Genomic DNA, 19,904 nt, shown 5'->3' with positions numbered 1-19,904 from the left:
ATCTCGTTTTGTTATACTTAAATGCCTGAGGATGATAGACAGTTGATTTGTCTTCCACTATAGTTGAAGAAAAGGGGGATAGCGATGGATATACAAATGCTGATGATAATCATCTTCTTCGGTTTTCTGGCCGCTTTTATTGATGCAGTGGTAGGAGGAGGCGGATTGATTTCGACACCTGCTCTTCTAGCGACGGGCATGCATCCGGCGATTGCGCTTGGTACGAATAAGCTCGCAAGCTCCTTCGGCTCGCTCACCTCAACAATCTCGTTCATCCGTTCAGGTAAGGTTGATTTCAACATAGTGGGCAAGCTCTTTCCACTGTCTTTCATCGCCTCCATATTCGGGGCACTGACAGCGACAGTGCTGCCACCTGCCCTCTTAAAACCCATCATCATTATTGCCTTATCGGTGGTGCTGATTTATACGCTCGTAAAAAAAGACTGGGGAACAGAGACGACATATAAGAAACTATCACCCGTCCACATGTTCTTCTTCTGTACGATACTCGTGCTGATCGGTTTCTATGATGGCTTTATCGGCGGGGGCACAGGCAGCTTCCTCTTATTTACCCTATTGTTCGTCGGTTTTGATTTTCTCCGCGCAGCCGGCAATGCGAAGTTTCTGAACTTTGCTTCGAATATCGGTGCCTTACTGCTTTTCATGTATATGGGGAAGGTGGATTACTTCGTCGGTATAGTCATGGGACTATCGATGATAGCAGGGAGTTATGCCGGCAGTCAGTTCGCGCTGAAAAAAGGTGTATCATATGTCAGGCTGCTCTTTATGACGGTGACGATTCTACTGATCGGCAAGAATGCCTATGACTATATCATGACGCATTTCATATAATCTTCTGTTATTGCTTATCCTTGGGCGCCATTTCTGGTATATTATAAGAGAATACTAAATGTTGGAAAGGGAGATTAGATGAGTAAACGTATTATTGCTTTATTAGTTGCAGCTGCACTGCTGATCCTCGGAGTTGCTTCGTCTCTATTTACATCGAATGTCACTGAGAGCTTCACGAAGGAACTTGAAGGACAGATGAACATGGATAGGCTTTCGCAGAATACGATTGAAGGCAGCGATGCCAGCAACCGCATTGCCCGTGTCGAAGTGGATGGGGTTATCCAGGATACTGGCAGTCCAACCATGTTCGCGGCCGAGACTTATAATCATGAACGTATGATGAGGGAACTTGAAGAGATCAAGGCAGACCAATCAATCAAAGGTATGCTGATGGTCGTCAACTCTCCTGGCGGTGGCGTCTATGAAAGTGCAGAGATCCATGACAAAATAGAAGAGATTAAAAAGTCAGGCAAGAAAGTCTATGTGGATATGAAGAATGTTGCGGCGTCAGGCGGTTACTATATCTCAGCGCCGGCAGATAAAATCTTCGCCTCAAGAGAAACGCTGACAGGTTCGCTGGGTGTCATCATGCAGTCCATGAACTACAAGGAACTGGCGGATAAATACGGTGTCAAGTTCAATACAATCAAAAGTGGTGCCCATAAAGATATCATGAGTCCGACAAAAGAGATGGATGCAGAGGAACGCAGGATTCTGCAGTCACTTGTTGATGAGAGTTATAATGCGTTCGTCAACGTGATTTCAGAAGGGCGTAATATGCCGGAAGCTAAAGTGAGAAAACTGGCAGACGGACGTGTGTATTCAGGCTTACAGGCACAGAAAAATGGTCTTGTTGATGAACTGGGACTTGAAGAAGACGCGCTGAAAGCACTGAAGAAAGCAATCAAAGCAGAAAACGCAGAAGTCATTGAGTTTGCGCCGGCTGATTCTATTTTCAGTACTAATCCATTTGCAGCGCAGTCATTCGTACAGAAAATGATGGGGAATGATGACTTGACAGCTATTCAGGAGCTTTTAGCTAAACGTCAGGGTACAACACCAATGTACCTGTACGGAGAGTAGGTGTGATGATGAATGAAAGAGTGATATACCCGTCGTTAGAAGGTTATGAGCGAGATGTCATCAACAGTACGCATGCAGGTTTCGGTTCCAGACTTGTCGCTTATTTAGTGGATGGCATCGTGATCGGCAGCTTGAAGAACATTCTGTTAAATCCGCTGGCAAACCTATTCAACTGGGATCTCAGCCAGTATTTTCTCGCACCGATTTTCAGCATCGGTAATATGGCGACCGCACTGATTTACTTCCTGTATTTCATACTGATGACCTGGTTCTTCCGTGCCACACTCGGCAAGATGCTGATGGGACTTAAAGTCGTATCGACTACTGGTGCGAAGCTGACATTTCTGCAGGTGCTGACACGTGAGTGGTTCGGACGTTATATCAGCGGCTTTCTGTGGAGCCTGCTATACCTGGTTGTCCTGTTCAACCCGAAAAAGCAGGGCATACATGATATGCTCAGCGACACGGTCGTTATTCATGAGAGACAGGAACGACTGCGCGACAGACTGGAATCCGGTATGAAACAAAATAATTCGCTTTAACTTCAATTCGTGATAAATTAAAGAGGAACTTATTCATAAGGAGGAATTATCAATGACACAAGTTACATTTAAAAATTCACCTGTTACTTTACTTGGCGAACAAGTTAAAGAAGGTACAGTAGCACCTGACTTCTCAGTGCTTGCCAACGATTTAAGCGTTCGTACTTTAGCTGACTTTGAAGGCAAGAAGAAACTGATCAGCGTGGTACCATCGATCGATACAGGTGTGTGCAGCCAGCAGACACGCCGTTTCAACGAAGAGGCATCTGGCGTTGACAATGCAGTTGTTATCACCATTTCATGTGACCTGCCATTTGCCCAGTCTAAGTGGTGTGCAGCTAATGGGCTTGACAATGTTGTAACACTCAGCGACCATAAAGAATTATCTTTCGGTTCAGGCTACGGTGTTGTAATGGAGGAATTGAGATTACTCGCACGTTCAGTATTCGTACTGGATACGGATAATAAAGTCGTTTATATGGAAATCGTACCAGAAGGAACAGATCATCCGGACTACGACAAAGCAGTTGAAGCTTTAAAATCACTTTAACAATCTGAACTGCCCTTAATGGGCAGTTTTTATTTGAAAGGAAATAATATGGAAACGATGATTGAGACATTATTCAAGAAGCTAGATGGGAAAGCGAAGGAACTTCAGCAGGAGAATGGTCATAGTTATATTGAGAACTTAGGCCTGAGTCTTGAAGCTATCTACATGCATGACCGTGAGCTGTTAGAGCGCAGTACACTCTCAGATAGAAGAAAGGCCTTTCAGTTTGCCTATTTAAGCATGCTGAAAGAAGAGATGATACAGCCGAACCACCAGATCACACCCGACAGCATCGGTTATTTTGTGAGCTATATGGTGAAGATGTTCACAGAAGAACAGCAGAACCTATCAGTAGTGGATATCGGCAGTGGCACAGGGCACCTGTCAGCCACTATCAATGAACAGAATCCTGAAAAAATGTTCCAGCATTCATTAGTGGAAGTGGACCCGGTGCTCGCACGTGTCAGTGTTCATCTGGCTAACTTTCTGGAAGTGCCGTTTGATATTTACCCGCAGGATGCGATTATGCCGCTTGCTGTAGAAGAGGCTGATATTGTTGTCGGTGATCTGCCGGTCGGCTATTATCCTGTCGATGAACGCAGTCATGACATGAAGCTAGGTTTCACTGAAGGCCACAGCTTCTCCCATCATCTGATGATTGAACAGAGCATCAAGGCACTTAAGCCTGGTGGATTCAGCTTTCTTGTCGTGCCGAGCCAGTTATTCGAGCATGATAGAGTGGAACAGCTGCAGCATTTCATTGCTACAGAATCGATTATGCAGGCATTTCTTAATCTGCCTAAAAGTCTCTTCAAGACAGAAAGTGCTCAGAAATCTATCTTAGTTCTGCAGAAAAAACCTGAACAGAAAGTAGCGCCTGTAGAAGTTTTACTCGCAAATATACCGGACTTCAAAGATGGCACAGCCATGAAGAAATTCCTAGATGAATTCAATGAATGGTATCAAATAAACAGAAAAAATAAATAACTGTTATATTCATTGATTAATTGCTGTAATAATGGTTAAATAGCATATGTATATCATTTACTAGGAGGATATTTATGAAAAAGATTATGGCGATCAACGCCGGTAGTTCTTCATTAAAATTCCAGTTATTCGAAATGCCGGAAGAAAAAGTACTGACTAAAGGTCTTGTGGAAAGAATCGGCATGAAAGATTCTATCTTCACTATAACAGTGAACGGCGAAAAAGTAACACAGACTCTGGACATCAAAGGCCATGAACAAGCGGTCAACATGATGCTGGATGAAATGAAAAAACACGGTATCATCAACGACATCAATGATCTTGATGGCACTGGCCACCGTGTTGTTCAAGGGGGCGACCTGTTCCCGACTTCAGCGCTCGTCACTGAAGAAGTAGAAAAACAGATTGAAGACCTGATTGAGCTGGCGCCGCTTCATAACGGTCCGAACCTGATGGGTATTCGTGCATTCCGTAAGATGTTACCGAATATTCCTCACGTTGCCGTGTTCGATACGTCATTCCATTCAACGATGCCTGAATCCGCATTCTTATATAGTACTCCTTATGAATACTATACAGAATATGGTATCCGTAAATACGGCGCACACGGTACAAGCCACAAATATGTATCACAGCGTGCAGCTGAATTAATGGATCGTCCAGCAGAAGAGCTTAAGATCATCACTTGTCATATCGGTAATGGTGCTTCTATCACTGCTGTGGACGGTGGTAGATCAGTCGATACTTCTATGGGCTTCACGCCACTTGCCGGTGTAACGATGGGGACACGTACAGGTGACATCGATCCTGCAGTCGTTCCTTTTGCGATGGAGAAAACAGGCAAATCAGCTGAAGAGATTATTCTGAATGTCTTCAATAAACAGTCCGGTATTTTAGGGATCACAGGTATTTCAAGTGACCTGCGTGACGTTGAAATTGCAGCAGAAGAAGGCAACGAGCGTGCACAACTTGCGTTGGATATCTATGTTGACCGCATCCAGAAATATATCGGTGCCTATACAACAGTTCTTCAAGGATTAGATGCGATTGTCTTCACAGCAGGTGTGGGTGAGAACTCTGACGTTATCCGCGCTAGAATCCTGGAAGACTTCAAATTCTTAGGTGTTGAATATTCACCGGAGCTCAACAACGGCTTACGCGGTAAAGAAGCATTCATCAATACAGAAGATTCTAAAGTAAAAGTAATGGTCATCCCTACTGAAGAAGAAGTCATGATTGCTCGTGACACAATGGTCTTTGGTCACATTGAAGCATAATGCAATGAAAAGAAGCCCGAAGTCACAGCTGTGACTTCGGGCTTCTTCTCTTTTACTGGTGATCCTGTTTGAACTGTTCAGTCGCGACCTCAGGCTCGAAGCTTTCTGGCAGTGTTTCAGTGCGGACAACGAGGACGTCACATTCTGCATGACGGACAATCGCTTCTGAGACAGAACCGATGATGAATCGTTCCACTGCGTTCAGACCTGTAGAACCGCACATGATGAGATCCACGTTCAGCTTAGCGGCAAGTTTTCTCGGGATGATTGTTTTAGGGGAACCGTATTCAGTGTAGACTTCTACATGGCTTACACCGCGGTTGATCGCTGCTTCTTTGTAACCTTCAAGCAGCTTGCTGCTATAGTGTGCAGCGCGTTCGGATATCGAACGATCATAGGCTTCAACACTGGCATAGCTTCTGGTATCGATGACATTGACGATAGAAAGCGTTGCGTCATTACGTTTCGCAACTTCGACCGCTTTATTGAAAGCCCACTCCGCTTCACTTGAACCATCGACAGCAATCAGAATATTTTGATAGAACAACATACAAATCCCTCCCATTATTTTTTACACCCTTATTATACCACTTTTGAGCAGGAAATGTTTGCGTTTTCATTTTAAAGTGTTAAACTGAAAACGCAATCAATTATAGGGAGGAATTTTAAATGATTATCGGTGTACCTAAGGAGATTAAAAACAATGAAAACCGTGTCGCTCTGACACCAGCGGGCGTCTATTCATTGGTTCAGTTCGGCCACGAAGTTCTTGTAGAAACAACTGCTGGAGAAGGTTCATACTTCACGGATGAAGATTACACAGAAGCGGGCGGTAAAATTGTCCCTTCAGCTGCAGAAGCATGGCAGGCTGAGATGGTGATGAAAGTCAAAGAACCACTCGCAGCAGAATATCAGTATTTCAGAGAAGATCTGATTCTTTTCACTTATCTTCATTTAGCTCCTGAACCAGAACTGACTCAAGCATTGCTTGACAACAAAGTAGTCGGTATCGCTTACGAAACAGTGCAGGCTGACAATGGTTCATTACCGCTTCTGTCACCGATGAGTGAAGTAGCTGGACGTATGGCTACTCAGATCGGTGCCCAGTACTTACAACGTACAGGCGGCGGTAAAGGTATCTTACTTGCGGGTGTACCAGGGGTTGAAAAAGGTAAGGTAACAATCATCGGTGGTGGACAGGCCGGCACAAACGCAGCAAAAATGGCAGTAGGACTTGGCGCTGACGTGACTATCCTCGATTTAAATCCCGCTCGTCTTGCCCAACTTGACGATCTGTTCGGCAGCAAAGTGCAGACATTGATGTCTACACCATTCAATATCGCTGAGAGCGTTAAAAACAGTGATCTAGTTATCGGTGCAGTCCTCATTCCGGGTGCAAAAGCGCCTAAACTTGTGACTGAGGAAATGATCAAATCCATGAATCCGGGTTCAGTGGTCATCGATATCGCGATCGATCAAGGCGGTATCTTCGAAACGACTGACCGCATCACTACACATGATGATCCAACTTATGTTAAACATGATATCGTTCACTATGCAGTAGCGAATATGCCGGGAGCAGTTCCGCGTACTTCTACAATGGCCTTGAACAATGCGACGATCCCTTATGCATTACAAATCGCTAACAAAGGTTATGTTGAAGCTGTGAAAAATAATAAAGCACTTCATAAAGGTATCAATACTTTAAACGGTTATGTGACATTCAAAGCTGTTGCTGATGATCAAGGACTGGAATATAAAGATGCAAGTGAATTACTTGCTGAAATGTAAGAATCAAAAAGAAGACATGAAATGTTTCATGTCTTCTTTTTATTTTGTCATGATTTTGGATAGTGAGTCAGTACTTCATAACCCTCTTTGGTCACTAAAATATCATCTTCAACGCGCACACCGACTTCTCCAGCTACATAGACACCTGGTTCAATCGTGAAAACCATGCCTTCTTTCAGCACGTCCTCATTCGCTGATGAGATATCGGGAAACTCATGGACACTGATACCGAGACCATGACCGAGGCGATGCGGGAATTCCTCACCGTATCCCTGTTCTTTGATATAGTCACGGGCAGCTGCATCGATATCAGCGATTCTGACGCCCGGTTTCACAAGTTCGATTGCCCGTCGGTTTGCTTCTGTCACAATCGCGTGAACCTGATTATGCAGTTCACTTGTCTCGCCGAATGCGAGGGTTCTTGTGATATCCGAGCAGTAGCCTTTGTAGACGACACCTAAATCAAAGAGAACGTAGTCACCTTCCTTCAGTGTACGGCTGCCGGGGGTGCCATGCGGACTTGCTGCATGATCACCGAATAGGACCATCGTATCGAAGCTCATCGCAGTGATTCCATCGATTGCAAGCATCTTGTTCTCGATGCTTCTGACAACCTCGATTTCACTGATGCCTGCTCTCAAGTTGGCGGCACCCAGTCTGACCGCTTCATCGGCATATCGCGCGGCTTCCTTCAGTATACTGATTTCCTCTGCAGTCTTGATATTACGCATATCTTTGATGGACTGGTCGATAGCGATGGTTTCCTTGACTGAGAAATACTGCTTGAGCTGTTCCAGACGGGCAACTGTCAGGTGCCCGCTTTCGATACCGAGCCGGCTGAGTCCGAATTCTCTGAGCAGGTAAGGGTTGTCCGTATCCAGATAGCCGATGATCGTGCCCTTGAATACTGCCTTCGCTGCTGCCACTTCCATTTTAGGTACGAAGAGCGTACATTCATCTTCAGTCACCAGTAAAGCAAGCAGACGTTCATGCGGATTGGACAGGAAACCTGTCAGATAGTTGATGTTCTCTGGATTAGAAATCCAGATGCCATTCAGCTCTGCTGAGGCGATGAGCTGCTTAAGCGTTTCTAGCTTTTGGTTGTTCATTTCTCTTCACTCCTTCATATGTCCTATCATATCAAAAGACGGATTGATGAGGTATAATAACAGTATACAAATAATAAGGAGTGAAGACAGATGGAAGTAACTTTTCACGGACAATCCTGTATTTCTTTTGAAGCGAACGGCAAAAAGGTCATCGTTGATCCCTTTATTTCAGGTAATCCGCTGACTGACCTGTCAGCAGATGAGGTGGAAGCTGATTTTATCATTTTATCGCATGGACACGGCGATCATCTAGGTGATACCGTAGCAATCGCAGAACGGACAGGTGCGATGGTGATCGCGCTGCCTGAGACGATAGATTATCTGTCGGCAAAAGGGGTGGAAAATGGTCATCCGATGAATATCGGCGGCAATGTCGAATTCGGTTTCGGTAAAGTGAAATTCGTGCAGGCTTTCCACAGCAGTTCCTTCACGGAAGAAGAGGGTAGAATCATTTATCTCGGCATGCCCTGCGGTCTCATCTTCACGATTGAAGGAAAGGTCATCTATCATACCGGCGACACGGGCCTGTTCTCTGATATGCAGCTGATTGCAGAAAGACACCCGGTCGACCTCTGTTTCATTCCGATCGGCGACAACTTCACAATGGGTATTGACGATGCGAGCTATGCAGTCAACACCTTCATCAAGCCGAAGATTGCAGTGCCGATTCATTACAATACATTCGACATTATCAAGCAGGATCCAGAAGAGTTCAGAAGTAAGGTGGACGGCAGGGTCGAAATCATTCAGCCGGGAGAATCCATCACACTATAATTGAGGTGCAGCATGACGAAACATGAACAGATAATCAACCATATAGAAAGCCTGAAGGTAGGCAGTAAGATTTCAGTCAGACAGATCGCAAAGGATCTGTCTGTTTCTGAGGGAACGGCATACCGCGCAATCAAGGATGCGGAAAACCGGGGCATCGTCTCAACGATGGAACGTATCGGTACGATTCGTATCGAGAAGAAGACACGTGAAGCGATTGAAAATCTGACATTTGCTGAAATCGTCAAGATTATTGACGGTCAGATGCTCGGCGGACGCACCGGCCTGCATAAATCACTGTCACGTTTTGCAATCGGTGCGATGGAGAAAGAGGATGTCGTCAAATATCTCGGCGATAACACGCTGCTGATTGTCGGTAACAGACAGGATATTCAGCAGCTGGCCCTGGAAAAAGGCAGTGCGGTGCTCGTGACAGGCGGCTTCTCTATCAGTGATTCAGTCAGACAGCTGGCGGATCAGAAAGGACTCCCTATTCTGTCGACGAGCCATGATACGTTTGCAGTGGCGAATATCATCAACCGTGCACTCTATGACCAGCTTATCAAGCAGGAAGTGCTGACGGTTGCTGAGATTCTGATTCCGGCAGATGTCACTTCTGTACTGTATGAAAATGATACGGTCGGTGACTGGAAACAGCTGTCGCACAGTTCCGGGCATACCCGATTCCCGGTGCTGGATGAACAGAGGCGCGCATACGGGATTGTCACGAACAAAGATGTTATCGATCTTGATAACAGTACGAAGATCAAGAAAGTGATGACTAAAAATCCGATTACCGTCAATATCAGTTCGACGATAGCGACGTGTGCCCATGTGATGATCTGGGAAGGGATTGAACTCCTGCCCGTTGTCAATAAGCATCATCGCCTGATCGGTATTGTCACAAGGGAAGATGTCCTTCGTGCGATGCAGTCAATCGAGAGACAGCCGCAGATCGGCCATACGCTGAACGACCAGGTGCTGAAACAGATGCGTTTTGATGACAAGGTCACGGTCCGGGTTACACCGCAGATGTCCAATCAGCTCGGTACGATGAGTAAATCAGTGTTCATTGCTATGATAGAAGAGGCGACGAAACACCTGCTGAAACGTGAACGTCGGGGAGAAGCACTGATTGAGAGCATGAACATCTACTTCCTGAAGACCGTGCCGATTGATTCAGTGCTCACTATTTCATTCGATATGCTGGACCTTGGTCGTAAATTCGCCAAGATGGAAGTCACTATTTATTCGGAGCAGGAGATCGTCTCTAAAGCGATGATGATGTGTCAGCTGATTGAGGCATAAAAAAAGAAAGCCTAAGCTTTCTTGTCGTTCTCGAGTTCAGCCCACGCACGGTCCTCTTCATCGAAATACTGCTCAAAATAACGGCCCGCACGGACGCCGTAACTGATATTCGCAACCGCAAAGACGATCAGTACGGCGCAGATCAGATAGGCCACGAGTGTCGTGAACAGCAGGATCTGATTGAAAGCGAACGCGATAAGGAAGATGCCGAACATCATTCTACCGCGCGCACGGTACCAGGCTTTACGCACTTCACGGTTTGTTCTGAAGTAGCGCGCAATCTGGTATAACGTCAGAACAAGCGAGAAGATCATGATGGCCACTGTGAGTGACACGATATAAGGTAATATTGTATTCCACATAATGAACAACCTCCAACTGCATTATAGCAGAGGTGAACAGCTAAAAGGAGAAACTATGACTAAAAACAGTATCAAATTATTGCTGAACTGGCTTAACACTTATGAGACTATTATCCTGCACCGTCATGTCAGACCCGACCCTGATGCGCTCGGCTCACAGCTCGGACTGAAGATGCTGCTGAAGAAGATGTATCCCAGCAAGAAGATACTGGCGGCAGGGGAAACGGTTGATAATCTCGCTTTTATAGGAGAGATGGATCATGTTTCGGACAGCGACTATAACGGTGCACTGGTCATCGTGCTTGATACAGCGAATGCGCCGCGTATTGATGATCAACGCTTCAGATCAGGGGAGAAGCTGGTCAAAATCGATCATCATCCCCCTGTAGATGACTACGGAGATATCAATCTCGTGGATATAAAAGCGTCCTCAACGAGTGAGATCATCGCTGAACTGGTGATGAACTTCGGTTACGGTAAGGACTATCTGAACAAGGCTATCGCCAGATGTCTCTACATCGGCATTGTCGGAGATACGGGGCGTTTTCTCTTCAATAATACAACGGTCAGGACCATGCAGATTGCGGGTCTGCTGCGTGAATATGATTTTGACCATACGGCGATGATCAATCAGATGCAGCAACGTTCACTGAAGAGCATACATTTTCAGGGCTATGTGCTGCAGAACTTCAACTATGAGGACCATGTCGGCTCTATCTTCATCACGCCTGAGCTGTTGGAGCAGTTTGACATCAGTGCCAATGAAGCCTCACTTTTCGTCAACAGCATGAGTGATGTGGAGGGAATAGAGGCATGGGTATTCGCTGTGGATGAAGGTGATCAGATCCGTGTCCGCATCAGAAGTAAGCGTGTCACAATCAATGAGCTGGCGGCACGTTACAATGGTGGAGGTCATCCGCTGGCAAGCGGAGCGACGGTCTATAGTCCAGAGGAACTGGATCAGCTGATAGAGGAACTGAAATCAATCGTAAAATAATGAGGTGAGTGTGATGGTTGTTCATTTAAATATCCATACAGCTTATGACCTGCTGGCTTCTACCGTGAGAATCGATGAACTGATCAGTCGGGCTAAAGAGGACGGCCAGACAGCACTCGCCATCACAGACACGAACGTTATGTACGGTGTACAGACCTTCTACTCCCAATGTCTGGCGGCAGGGCTGAAACCGATCATCGGTATGACGGTCTATCTGACGAATGGGATTGATAAGACAGAGACGGTCCTGCTTGCAAAGGATCTTGAGGGCTATCATAATCTGATGCGCCTGTCTTCACGCATTCATCTGAAGGAGCTGACAGTCGTTTCTGAAAGTATGCTGGCACAGTATTCCAAGGGGCTGATTCTTATATTCAAGCAGGCTTCTGAGAGCCTTTTATCAAAGTTTGAGGGCAGTTATGGCTGTCATCTGTCAGCTGTTGCTGAGGAGAGAAAGGTCTATCTCTCAAGTGTGAAATATCTGGAGCCATCCGGACTTACTGACCTGAATGTGCTGCAGGCCATCGACAGCAATACCAGACTGTCTCTGCAGCGCGTCACAGGGGAGGATTACTTCCGGAGAAAATCAGAATTTGAACATGTTGAGCCTGCATATATTGAAGCGACTGAGCGACTGGCAGCTATGTGCGAGGTTGAGATCCCACGTCTCAAGCATCTGCCGAAGTTCGAGACGCCGAACGGGGAATCCAGTGATGATTATTTATGGCAACTGCTGGAGGAAGCGGCACGAGACTACGGAGAGGATTATCAGGAACGGCTGACAAGGGAATACGATATCATCAGACGGATGGAATTCAGTGATTATTTCCTGATTGTCAGCGATCTTGTCCGCTATGCAAAAAGTAGAGGAATTCTTGTCGGACCGGGACGGGGCTCTTCAGGCGGTTCTCTGATCAGTTATCTGCTCGATATCACGATGATCGACCCGCTTGAACATCATCTGCTGTTCGAACGTTTTCTGAATCCGGAACGCGTCACCATGCCGGACATCGATATCGATTTTGAGGATACGAGGCGCCATGAAGTGATTGATTACTGTGTCGATAAATACGGGCCGTTCAATGTCAGCGGTATCGTGACATTCGGTCATCTGACGGCACGGGCTGTTATGCGGGATGTCGGTCGGGTACTGCAGTTCTCAGATGCAGACCTCAAACTGATCTCTCACTTGATTCCACGTAAATTAGGCATCACACTGAACAGTGCTTATGCGGTGGATGAATTCAGGACCTTTGTCGATAAAGACGCACGACACCGGCAATGGTTTGAAATCGCAACGAGACTTGAAGGATTACCACGCCATACGTCCACCCATGCCGCAGGAATAATCATTCATGACCAGCTCCTGACTGATTATGTACCACTGATCAAAGGGGATGCCCTTAATCTGACACAATGGACGATGACAGAAGTCGAGCATCTTGGTCTGCTCAAGATCGATTTTCTAGGACTCCGCAATCTGACGACCATTCAGCGGGTTCTCAATCAGATCAGGCAGAATTTTACGACCAAAACGATTGACTATCATGACCCTGCGGTCTTTGAGGCGTTCAGTCGGGCTGATACAACGGGAATATTCCAGCTCGAGTCCTCTGGAATCAGACAGGTACTCCGCCAGCTGCAGCCCCAGCACTTCGAAGATATTGTCGCCGTTCTCAGTCTGTACAGACCCGGTCCCATGGAACAGATACCTGTCTATATTGAAAGACGCCATGGCCAGCCTTTTGAATATCTTCATCCGGACCTCGAGCGGATTCTGAAGTCAACTTACGGCGTTATCATCTATCAGGAACAGATCATGCAGATCGCCAGTCAGTTTGCTGGCTTCTCACTCGGTGAAGCTGATAATCTGCGCCGTGCGATGAGTAAGAAGAAACGGGATGTACTGGAAGCAGAGCGACAGCATTTCATTGAAGGCAGCAGGCAGAAGGGCTATGACGGGCAGACAGCTGAAGCGATATATGAACTGATCATGAAGTTCGCGGACTATGGGTTTCCTAGAGCACATGCCGTCGCCTATGCACAGATCGCCTATATGATGCTCTATCTGAAGGTTCACTATCCCACTTACTTCTACGCGGCGACAATGAGTAATGTGATTGGCAGCGAAGAGAAACTCTCTGAACTGATCAGTGAGATGAAGGCGAAGCAGATTCCATTTGTACCGCCTGCAATCAACCAGTCTCACTGGTTCTTCAGAGCGGACGGACACAAAGTGATTCTGTCACTCGGCATGATCAAAGGTGTGGGTTACAGAACGGTCATGGATATTATAGAGGAGCGAAAAAAAAGACCGTTCGACGATATCTATGACTTTATGCAGCGTCTGCCGAAGCGGTCCGTGAACAAGGCCGCACTGGAAGCCATGATTGTCACCGGTGTGTTTGATGAGTTCGGCCGGAACAGGGCCACACTTCTCGCTTCGATGGACAGCATCATGGATATGGAGAAGGCCCAGGAAGGTGATCATTTTCTTGAGGAGCTGGGCCTCAGTCTGAAGAAAAGTTATCAGGAGAAAGAAGAGATGCCTGCTGAGAAACTGACCGCCTATGAAGCTGAGTACCTCGGTTTTTATCTGTCCCCTCACCCGGTAGAAGAGCTCTTCAATGCACACCTTTACCTGCCGCTCTTTAAGGTAAAAGGTATGACTGAGAGCAGCTGGCTGCTCGTTGGTCTGACTGCGGTCAGAAAAATCCGTACCAAAAAAGGACAGCCCATGGCGTTTGCGACAGCGACTGATGGCGCCACTGAAATAGAGCTGGTTATCTTCCCCGATGTATTCAGCAAGGTGGAGTCACTGCTTGGTGGAAAAGAAGTGGTGATCAAAGGGAAAAAGGACACCGGTGGTAAGATTATCCTGACCGAGATGCAGAGTTTCTCTGCCTTTAAAGATGAGTTTATGAACCGGGTCAAGGAGATCTATATTCTGAAGGAACCGGCAGTTGAACTGGAGTCAGGGCCGATTGCGCTTTATCTGTTCAACTATACAACGGGTGACTCAGTGAAGAAGGGGTCAGTCAGCAGACAGACAATGACAACGCTTCTTGAGCATTATCCGCCTGAGCTCATCCGACTGATTTAATCTTTATAAAGGTGATTGATTATGATATATTAAACCGTAGTGGTCAGACCACTTCGGTTTTTTAATTTATTAATAGGAGTCATTCAATGAACAGCATAAAGCAAAAAGGTTTTATTTCTGTCGTTAAAGAACTGGAGACTTATATGATTGAGCATGATCTAGCAGCAGGTGATAAGCTTCCTTCCGAACGGGATCTGAGTGAGAAAATGAATCTCAGCCGTTCAAGCATCCGTGAGGCGTTAAGAGCGATGGAGCTGATCGGCATCATCACCACTAAAAGGGGAGAAGGGACATTCCTCTCGAACGTGGATGACCATCAGCTTTTTGAGATAATCGGCCGATTTCTGATCTATTCAGACAAGCAGAAAAAAGAAATAACGGAATTCAAGGAACTGCTGGAACAGTTTATCGATCGAAAAGGTGACAGCAACCGCATTATATTCCGTGTCTATAGACTGATCACTCATTATGAGAGAGTGTTCAGCGGGAAGGAGAAAAAGGATGTTTAAAGATATTTTCAAACGCAACAATAAAAATAAGAAATATGTGGCAGTCCCTAAAATAAAAGCAACAGATGTACCGGAAGGCATTATGGTGAAATGTCCGAAATGCGGCAAAATCATGTACACGAAAGAACTCAATAAAAATCTGAACGTCTGTGTGGAGTGCAATTTTCACCTGACGATGACTGCGCATGAGCGGATCAATCATCTGGCAGATAAGGACAGCTTCGTCGAGTTCGACAGTGACATGATCTCTGAGAATATACTCGACTTTCCTGACTATATACCGAAAGTAGAAAAAGACAGAAAGAAAACCGGTCTTAATGAAGCAGTGGTGACAGGTACCATCAAGATCGACGGGATGCCGCTGGGTATCTGTGTCATGGATTCAAGATTCCGCATGGGCTCGATGGGCGCTGTTGTTGGTGAGAAAATCTGCCGTGTCATCGATCACTGTACGGAGCAGAAGATGCCATTTGTTATCTTTACAGCCAGTGGAGGTGCGCGCATGCAGGAAGGCATTATTTCACTCATGCAGATGGCAAAGACGAGCGTAGCAATTAAACGCCATAGCGATGCCGGCCAGCTCTATATCGCCTATATGACGCATCCGACGACAGGTGGAGTCAGTGCGAGTTTCGCATCTGTCGGCGACATCAACCTTGCAGAGCCGGAGAGTCTGATCGGTTTCGCCGGACGACGCATTATCGAACAGACCATCAATGAGAAACTGCCGGATGACTTTCAGACTGCCGAGTTCCTGCTGGAACACGGTCAGCTTGATAAAGTGGTTCATCGCAAGGATATGCGTTCAACGCTCAGTAATCTGATCTTAATGCACGGAGGTAGAAACTGATGAAACTGGAATTTGAGAAACCACTTGCAGCGCTTGACGAACGAATCAAGGAACTGGAGAAAAAACATAAGGACGAAGAACTTCTGAAGCTGAAGGAAGAACGTCAGAATTTATATGAAGAGATCTATCGTGCACTTGAGCCGTGGGACCGTGTCCAGATTGCCAGAATGGGAGAACGTCCGACGACACTTGATTATATCTATGCGATCTTTGATGACTTCATTGAACTGCATGGTGACCGTACATACGGGGATGATGCAGCAATGATCGGTGGACTTGCAATGCTGAAAGGTCAGCCGGTGACAGTGATCGGTCATCAGCGCGGCAAAGATACGAAGGACAACATTCACCGCAATTTCGGTATGGCGCATCCTGAAGGATACCGCAAGGCACTCCGCCTGATGAAACAGGCCGAAAAGTTCGGCCGTCCGGTCATCTGCTTCATCGACACGAAAGGGGCCTACCCGGGAAAAGCGGCTGAAGAACGTGGGCAGAGTGAATCGATTGCACGCAACTTGGTAGAGATGGCAGGATTGAAGGTGCCGGTCATTTCGATTGTAATCGGTGAAGGCGGAAGCGGCGGCGCGCTTGGAATCGGTATCTGCAACAAGCTTCTGATGCTCGAGAACTCGACTTATTCCGTTATCTCACCTGAAGGCGCAGCAGCCCTGCTCTGGAAGGATAGCACGCAGGCCAGACGGGCAGCTGAATCGATGCGTATCACGGCACCCGATCTGCTTGAACTAGGCGTAGCAGATGAAGTCATTCAGGAAGTACTGGGCGGGGCACAGCAGAATGTCGAGAAGCAGAGTGAATGGATTGGTGAGGCGATTGAGCGGACATTAAGCGGATTGAGAGCTTTATCCAGTGAAGAACTTGTCAATCAGCGCTACGAAAAATACCGGAATATCGGGGCAGGGCAATAAAAAAAGCAGCTGTCTGATAGTGAAACGTTTTCATTGATACCGACACTTGTAATTGATGGTAACCAACATTTTTTTATGGTACGTTATAGTTAATATCGATAATAAAGTGAGGAAGCCATTATGAAAAAGATTGCAGTATTAACGAGCGGTGGAGATTCACCGGGGATGAACGCAGCAGTACGTGCAGTGGTCAGAAAAGCGATTTACCATGATATCGAAGTGTACGGTGTTTATCAGGGCTACCAGGGCCTGTTAAACAATAATATCAAGCAGCTGGACCGCGGTGCAGTAGGTGATAAGATTCAGCGCGGGGGGACATTTCTTCAGTCGGCCCGCTGTCCGGAGTTCAAAGATCAGGAAGTGCGGAAAAAGGGGATTGAAAATCTGCAGAACCTGGGTATTGAAGGACTGGTAGTTGTCGGTGGTGACGGCAGTTACCGCGGAGCGCAGCGACTGAATGAGGAAGGAATCATGACGATCGGTATTCCCGGTACAATCGATAATGATATCAATGGTACAGACTTCACGATTGGATTTGATACAGCTCTTAACACAATCATTGAAGTGATCGACAAGATCAGGGATACGGCATCAAGTCATGAGCGGACATTTATCATTGAAGTGATGGGACGCGATGCGGGTGATCTGGCACTTTGGTCAGCACTGGCAGGTGGAGCAGAGACCGTTCTTATTCCTGAGCATAAGAAAGACATTCAGGAGATTGCGGATAAGATTCAGCAGGGTATTGAAAGAGGCAAGAAACATTCCATCATCATCGTTGCTGAAGGCGTGATGTCCGGCCATGAATGTGGTGAAGAACTGAAGAAATACATCAATGTGGATACACGTGTCTCGGTCCTCGGTCATATCCAGCGCGGGGGATCTCCATCCGGTATCGATAGAGTACTTGCTTCACGGTTCGGTGCCTATGCAGTCGATTTACTGATGAGCGGTGAATCTGGTCTGGCAGTCGGTATTAAGAACAATAAACTGACAAAAACGGAATTTGAGGATATCTTCTCTAGCCATCATAAAATTGATGAAGATATGTATCGCCTGACGAACGAACTATCGATTTAATTAAATTGATCTTAATGGAGGAGTATTTAAAAATGAGAAAAACTAAAATTGTATGTACAATCGGCCCTGCTTCAGAATCACCTGAAACATTAGAACAGCTGATGACTGCCGGTATGAACGTTGCCCGACTGAACTTCTCACATGGTTCACATGAAGAACACGCCGAGCGTATTCAGAACATCCGTACTGTAGCCGGTAAACTGAATAAAACAGTGGCGATTCTCCTTGATACTAAAGGACCTGAAATCCGTACGCATAATATGGAAAACGGCAAAATTGAACTTGCTAGAAACTCAACGGTTGTCATCAATATGCAGGAAGTGACAGGCACACCTGATGAATTCTCTGTGACTTATCCTGAACTCATCAATGATGTGCACGTCGGTTCAACGATCCTTCTGGATGATGGATTGATTGAACTTAAAGTGAAAGACCTGAAGCATGACGAAGGCAAAATTGTCTGTGACGTCATCAACGCTGGAGAACTGAAGAATAAAAAAGGGGTCAACCTGCCCGGCGTTAAAGTCAACCTGCCGGGTATTACAGACAAGGATGCTGAAGACATCAAGTTCGGTATTGAGCAGGGTGTTGATTTTATCGCAGCATCATTCGTGCGCCGTGCGAGCGATGTACTGGAAATCCGGAAGATCTTAGAAGATCGCAAATGTAACTCCATCCGTATTATTCCGAAGATTGAAAACGAGGAGGGCATCGAGAACATCGATCAGATTCTCCAGGTGTCAGACGGACTGATGGTCGCGCGGGGTGATATGGGTGTTGAAATTCCGGCTGAACGCGTGCCGCTTGTTCAGAAGGACCTGATCCGTAAATGTAATGCGCTCGGCAAACCGGTCATCACTGCAACGCAGATGCTTGACTCCATGCAGCGCAATCCGCGTCCGACAAGAGCAGAAGCAAGTGACGTAGCGAACGCCATCTATGACGGAACAGATGCCGTGATGTTATCTGGCGAGACGGCAGCCGGTCAGTATCCGGTTGAATCTGTTAAAGTTATGGCGAATATCGCTTATGCGGCAGAAGAGGCACAGGATTACAAACAGCTGCTCAGCAACCGTACGAAACTGAATGAGACGAATATGGTCAATGCAATCGGCGTGTCAGTGGCTCATACTGCGCTGAATCTCAATGTACAGACTATTGTCGCAGCAACTGAAAGCGGCCATACCGCGCAGATCATCTCAAAATATCGTCCCCATGCGCATATTATTGCAATGACGCCTTATGAACAGACTGCACGTCATATGTCCATTGTCTGGGGTGCTGTCCCTGTTGTCAAAGAAGGCAAGAAAACAACTGACCAGCTGCTGGAACAGGCATCTGAAGCAGCGATCGAGGCAGACAGCGTAGAAAATGGCGACTTGATCATCATCACTGCCGGTATTCCGACAGGTGAAGCAGGAACGACTAACTTCATGAAAATCCAGCTGGTGGGCGATGAGCTGGCATCAGGTCAGGGGATCGGTCGTACATCAGCAGTCGGTCGTGTCGTCAAAGTCCAGCATGCACAGGAACTGGCTGATAAAGATCTCACGGATGCAGTGATTGTCACTCATTCCACAGATGCAGATATGGTTCCTTATATTGAACAGGCAGTCGCTATCGTCACTGAAGAAGGTGGACTGACCAGTCATGCTGCAGTGGTCGGACTGACACTCGGTAAACCGACAATCGTAGGAATCGAAGATATTTATAACAAATTCGAGCAGGACACTGTCGTAACGGTGGATGCTCAGCACAATAAAGTATATGCAGGACATGCTAAAGTCTAAATTAAAATGCCATCACA

Annotated in this window: 19 protein-coding genes; 16 read left to right on the top strand and 3 right to left on the bottom strand. The window is 46.5% G+C overall.

The features are described 5' to 3' along the window. Positions 1-84 precede the first annotated feature (84 nt). The 6 genes from ERX40_RS05015 (at position 85) to ERX40_RS04990 (ending at position 5,291) form a co-directional block, all read left to right on the top strand. Positions 85-852 (top strand): TSUP family transporter, encoded by a 768-nt coding sequence (locus tag ERX40_RS05015; RefSeq protein ID WP_133417398.1) that lies wholly within the window; start codon positions 85-87, stop codon positions 850-852. 78 nt (positions 853-930) lie between these two features. Then, on the top strand, positions 931-1,935 hold the full coding sequence (sppA, locus tag ERX40_RS05010) for a signal peptide peptidase SppA (RefSeq protein WP_133417397.1): 1,005 nt from the start codon (positions 931-933) through the stop codon (positions 1,933-1,935). 5 nt (positions 1,936-1,940) lie between these two features. Then, complete coding sequence (locus ERX40_RS05005) at positions 1,941-2,477, top strand: RDD family protein (RefSeq protein ID WP_133417396.1); 537 nt, start codon at positions 1,941-1,943, stop codon at positions 2,475-2,477. Between the two features lie 52 nt (positions 2,478-2,529). Beyond that, positions 2,530-3,027, top strand: coding sequence for a thiol peroxidase (tpx, locus tag ERX40_RS05000; RefSeq protein ID WP_133417395.1), 498 nt, complete (start codon positions 2,530-2,532; stop codon positions 3,025-3,027). 48 nt (positions 3,028-3,075) lie between these two features. Beyond that, positions 3,076-4,014, top strand: coding sequence for a class I SAM-dependent methyltransferase (locus tag ERX40_RS04995; protein ID WP_208001651.1), 939 nt, complete (start codon positions 3,076-3,078; stop codon positions 4,012-4,014). A 74-nt stretch (positions 4,015-4,088) separates the two neighbouring features. Continuing rightward, positions 4,089-5,291: an acetate kinase gene (locus tag ERX40_RS04990; protein ID WP_133417393.1), complete on the top strand. Its 1,203-nt coding sequence runs from the start codon at positions 4,089-4,091 to the stop codon at positions 5,289-5,291. Positions 5,292-5,343: 52 nt separating this feature from the next. Here ERX40_RS04990 and ERX40_RS04985 read toward each other — a convergent pair whose 3' ends face one another. Continuing rightward, the gene (locus tag ERX40_RS04985; RefSeq protein ID WP_133417392.1) at positions 5,344-5,841 is read right to left on the bottom strand and encodes a universal stress protein; all 498 of its coding nucleotides are present in this window, start codon (positions 5,839-5,841) and stop codon (positions 5,344-5,346) included. A gap of 119 nt (positions 5,842-5,960) precedes the next feature. Here ERX40_RS04985 and ald point away from each other — a divergent pair, with 119 nt between their 5' ends. Beyond that, positions 5,961-7,082 (top strand): alanine dehydrogenase, encoded by a 1,122-nt coding sequence (ald, locus tag ERX40_RS04980; RefSeq protein ID WP_133417391.1) that lies wholly within the window; start codon positions 5,961-5,963, stop codon positions 7,080-7,082. 47 nt (positions 7,083-7,129) lie between these two features. On the opposite strand, the gene ERX40_RS04975 is transcribed toward ald, so the two are convergent. After that, positions 7,130-8,191, bottom strand: coding sequence for a M24 family metallopeptidase (locus tag ERX40_RS04975; RefSeq protein ID WP_133417390.1), 1,062 nt, complete (start codon positions 8,189-8,191; stop codon positions 7,130-7,132). Between the two features lie 90 nt (positions 8,192-8,281). Between ERX40_RS04975 and ERX40_RS04970 the strand changes: the two genes are divergently transcribed. Next, on the top strand, positions 8,282-8,965 hold the full coding sequence (locus ERX40_RS04970) for a metal-dependent hydrolase (protein WP_133417389.1): 684 nt from the start codon (positions 8,282-8,284) through the stop codon (positions 8,963-8,965). A 12-nt stretch (positions 8,966-8,977) separates the two neighbouring features. After that, a complete protein-coding gene (locus tag ERX40_RS04965) occupies positions 8,978-10,270 on the top strand; it encodes a DRTGG domain-containing protein (RefSeq protein WP_133417388.1) in 1,293 nt (430 codons plus the stop codon). 11 nt (positions 10,271-10,281) lie between these two features. Here the strand turns inward: ERX40_RS04965 and ERX40_RS04960 are convergent, their stop codons facing one another. Next, a complete protein-coding gene (locus tag ERX40_RS04960) occupies positions 10,282-10,632 on the bottom strand; it encodes a YtpI family protein (RefSeq protein ID WP_133417387.1) in 351 nt (116 codons plus the stop codon). Between the two features lie 55 nt (positions 10,633-10,687). Between ERX40_RS04960 and ERX40_RS04955 the strand changes: the two genes are divergently transcribed. The 7 genes from ERX40_RS04955 to pyk all read left to right on the top strand — a co-directional run bounded on the left by ERX40_RS04955 (position 10,688) and on the right by pyk (position 19,887). Further along, entirely contained in the window at positions 10,688-11,629 is a 942-nt protein-coding gene (locus ERX40_RS04955; protein ID WP_133417386.1) for a DHH family phosphoesterase, read from the top strand. A gap of 13 nt (positions 11,630-11,642) precedes the next feature. Then, the gene (locus ERX40_RS04950; RefSeq protein WP_133417385.1) at positions 11,643-14,732 is read left to right on the top strand and encodes a DNA polymerase III subunit alpha; all 3,090 of its coding nucleotides are present in this window, start codon (positions 11,643-11,645) and stop codon (positions 14,730-14,732) included. Between the two features lie 86 nt (positions 14,733-14,818). Continuing rightward, positions 14,819-15,241, top strand: a complete 423-nt coding sequence (locus ERX40_RS04945; RefSeq protein ID WP_133417384.1) for a FadR/GntR family transcriptional regulator — start codon at positions 14,819-14,821, stop codon at positions 15,239-15,241. Further along, on the top strand, positions 15,234-16,091 hold the full coding sequence (gene accD, locus ERX40_RS04940; RefSeq protein ID WP_133417383.1) for an acetyl-CoA carboxylase, carboxyltransferase subunit beta: 858 nt from the start codon (positions 15,234-15,236) through the stop codon (positions 16,089-16,091). Before ERX40_RS04945 ends, accD begins: the two co-directional genes overlap by 8 nt. After that, positions 16,091-17,017, top strand: a complete 927-nt coding sequence (locus ERX40_RS04935) for an acetyl-CoA carboxylase carboxyltransferase subunit alpha (RefSeq protein ID WP_133417382.1) — start codon at positions 16,091-16,093, stop codon at positions 17,015-17,017. The genes accD and ERX40_RS04935 overlap by 1 nt, the downstream gene beginning before the upstream one ends. Positions 17,018-17,137: 120 nt before the next feature. Beyond that, positions 17,138-18,097 (top strand): 6-phosphofructokinase, encoded by a 960-nt coding sequence (gene pfkA / locus ERX40_RS04930; protein WP_133417381.1) that lies wholly within the window; start codon positions 17,138-17,140, stop codon positions 18,095-18,097. Between the two features lie 32 nt (positions 18,098-18,129). Further along, positions 18,130-19,887, top strand: a complete 1,758-nt coding sequence (gene pyk / locus ERX40_RS04925; protein WP_133417380.1) for a pyruvate kinase — start codon at positions 18,130-18,132, stop codon at positions 19,885-19,887. Positions 19,888-19,904: the final 17 nt, after the last annotated feature.

It is taken from the genome of Macrococcus carouselicus, assembly GCF_004359515.1.
GTDB classification, from domain to species: Bacteria; Bacillota; Bacilli; order Staphylococcales; family Staphylococcaceae; genus Macrococcus; species Macrococcus carouselicus.
The sequence above is the reverse complement of the archived record's forward strand: the minus strand, read 5'-3'. Positions and strand labels throughout refer to the sequence as shown.

Coding starts and splice junctions, on each gene's coding strand:
- ERX40_RS05015 (WP_133417398.1), top strand. CDS start 85: ATGGATATACAAATGCTGATGATAATCATCTTCTTCGGTTTTCTGGCC.
- sppA (WP_133417397.1), top strand. CDS start 931: ATGAGTAAACGTATTATTGCTTTATTAGTTGCAGCTGCACTGCTGATC.
- ERX40_RS05005 (WP_133417396.1), top strand. CDS start 1,941: ATGATGAATGAAAGAGTGATATACCCGTCGTTAGAAGGTTATGAGCGA.
- tpx (WP_133417395.1), top strand. CDS start 2,530: ATGACACAAGTTACATTTAAAAATTCACCTGTTACTTTACTTGGCGAA.
- ERX40_RS04995 (WP_208001651.1), top strand. CDS start 3,076: ATGGAAACGATGATTGAGACATTATTCAAGAAGCTAGATGGGAAAGCG.
- ERX40_RS04990 (WP_133417393.1), top strand. CDS start 4,089: ATGAAAAAGATTATGGCGATCAACGCCGGTAGTTCTTCATTAAAATTC.
- ERX40_RS04985 (WP_133417392.1), bottom strand. CDS start 5,841: ATGTTGTTCTATCAAAATATTCTGATTGCTGTCGATGGTTCAAGTGAA.
- ald (WP_133417391.1), top strand. CDS start 5,961: ATGATTATCGGTGTACCTAAGGAGATTAAAAACAATGAAAACCGTGTC.
- ERX40_RS04975 (WP_133417390.1), bottom strand. CDS start 8,191: ATGAACAACCAAAAGCTAGAAACGCTTAAGCAGCTCATCGCCTCAGCA.
- ERX40_RS04970 (WP_133417389.1), top strand. CDS start 8,282: ATGGAAGTAACTTTTCACGGACAATCCTGTATTTCTTTTGAAGCGAAC.
- ERX40_RS04965 (WP_133417388.1), top strand. CDS start 8,978: ATGACGAAACATGAACAGATAATCAACCATATAGAAAGCCTGAAGGTA.
- ERX40_RS04960 (WP_133417387.1), bottom strand. CDS start 10,632: ATGTGGAATACAATATTACCTTATATCGTGTCACTCACAGTGGCCATC.
- ERX40_RS04955 (WP_133417386.1), top strand. CDS start 10,688: ATGACTAAAAACAGTATCAAATTATTGCTGAACTGGCTTAACACTTAT.
- ERX40_RS04950 (WP_133417385.1), top strand. CDS start 11,643: ATGGTTGTTCATTTAAATATCCATACAGCTTATGACCTGCTGGCTTCT.
- ERX40_RS04945 (WP_133417384.1), top strand. CDS start 14,819: ATGAACAGCATAAAGCAAAAAGGTTTTATTTCTGTCGTTAAAGAACTG.
- accD (WP_133417383.1), top strand. CDS start 15,234: ATGTTTAAAGATATTTTCAAACGCAACAATAAAAATAAGAAATATGTG.
- ERX40_RS04935 (WP_133417382.1), top strand. CDS start 16,091: ATGAAACTGGAATTTGAGAAACCACTTGCAGCGCTTGACGAACGAATC.
- pfkA (WP_133417381.1), top strand. CDS start 17,138: ATGAAAAAGATTGCAGTATTAACGAGCGGTGGAGATTCACCGGGGATG.
- pyk (WP_133417380.1), top strand. CDS start 18,130: ATGAGAAAAACTAAAATTGTATGTACAATCGGCCCTGCTTCAGAATCA.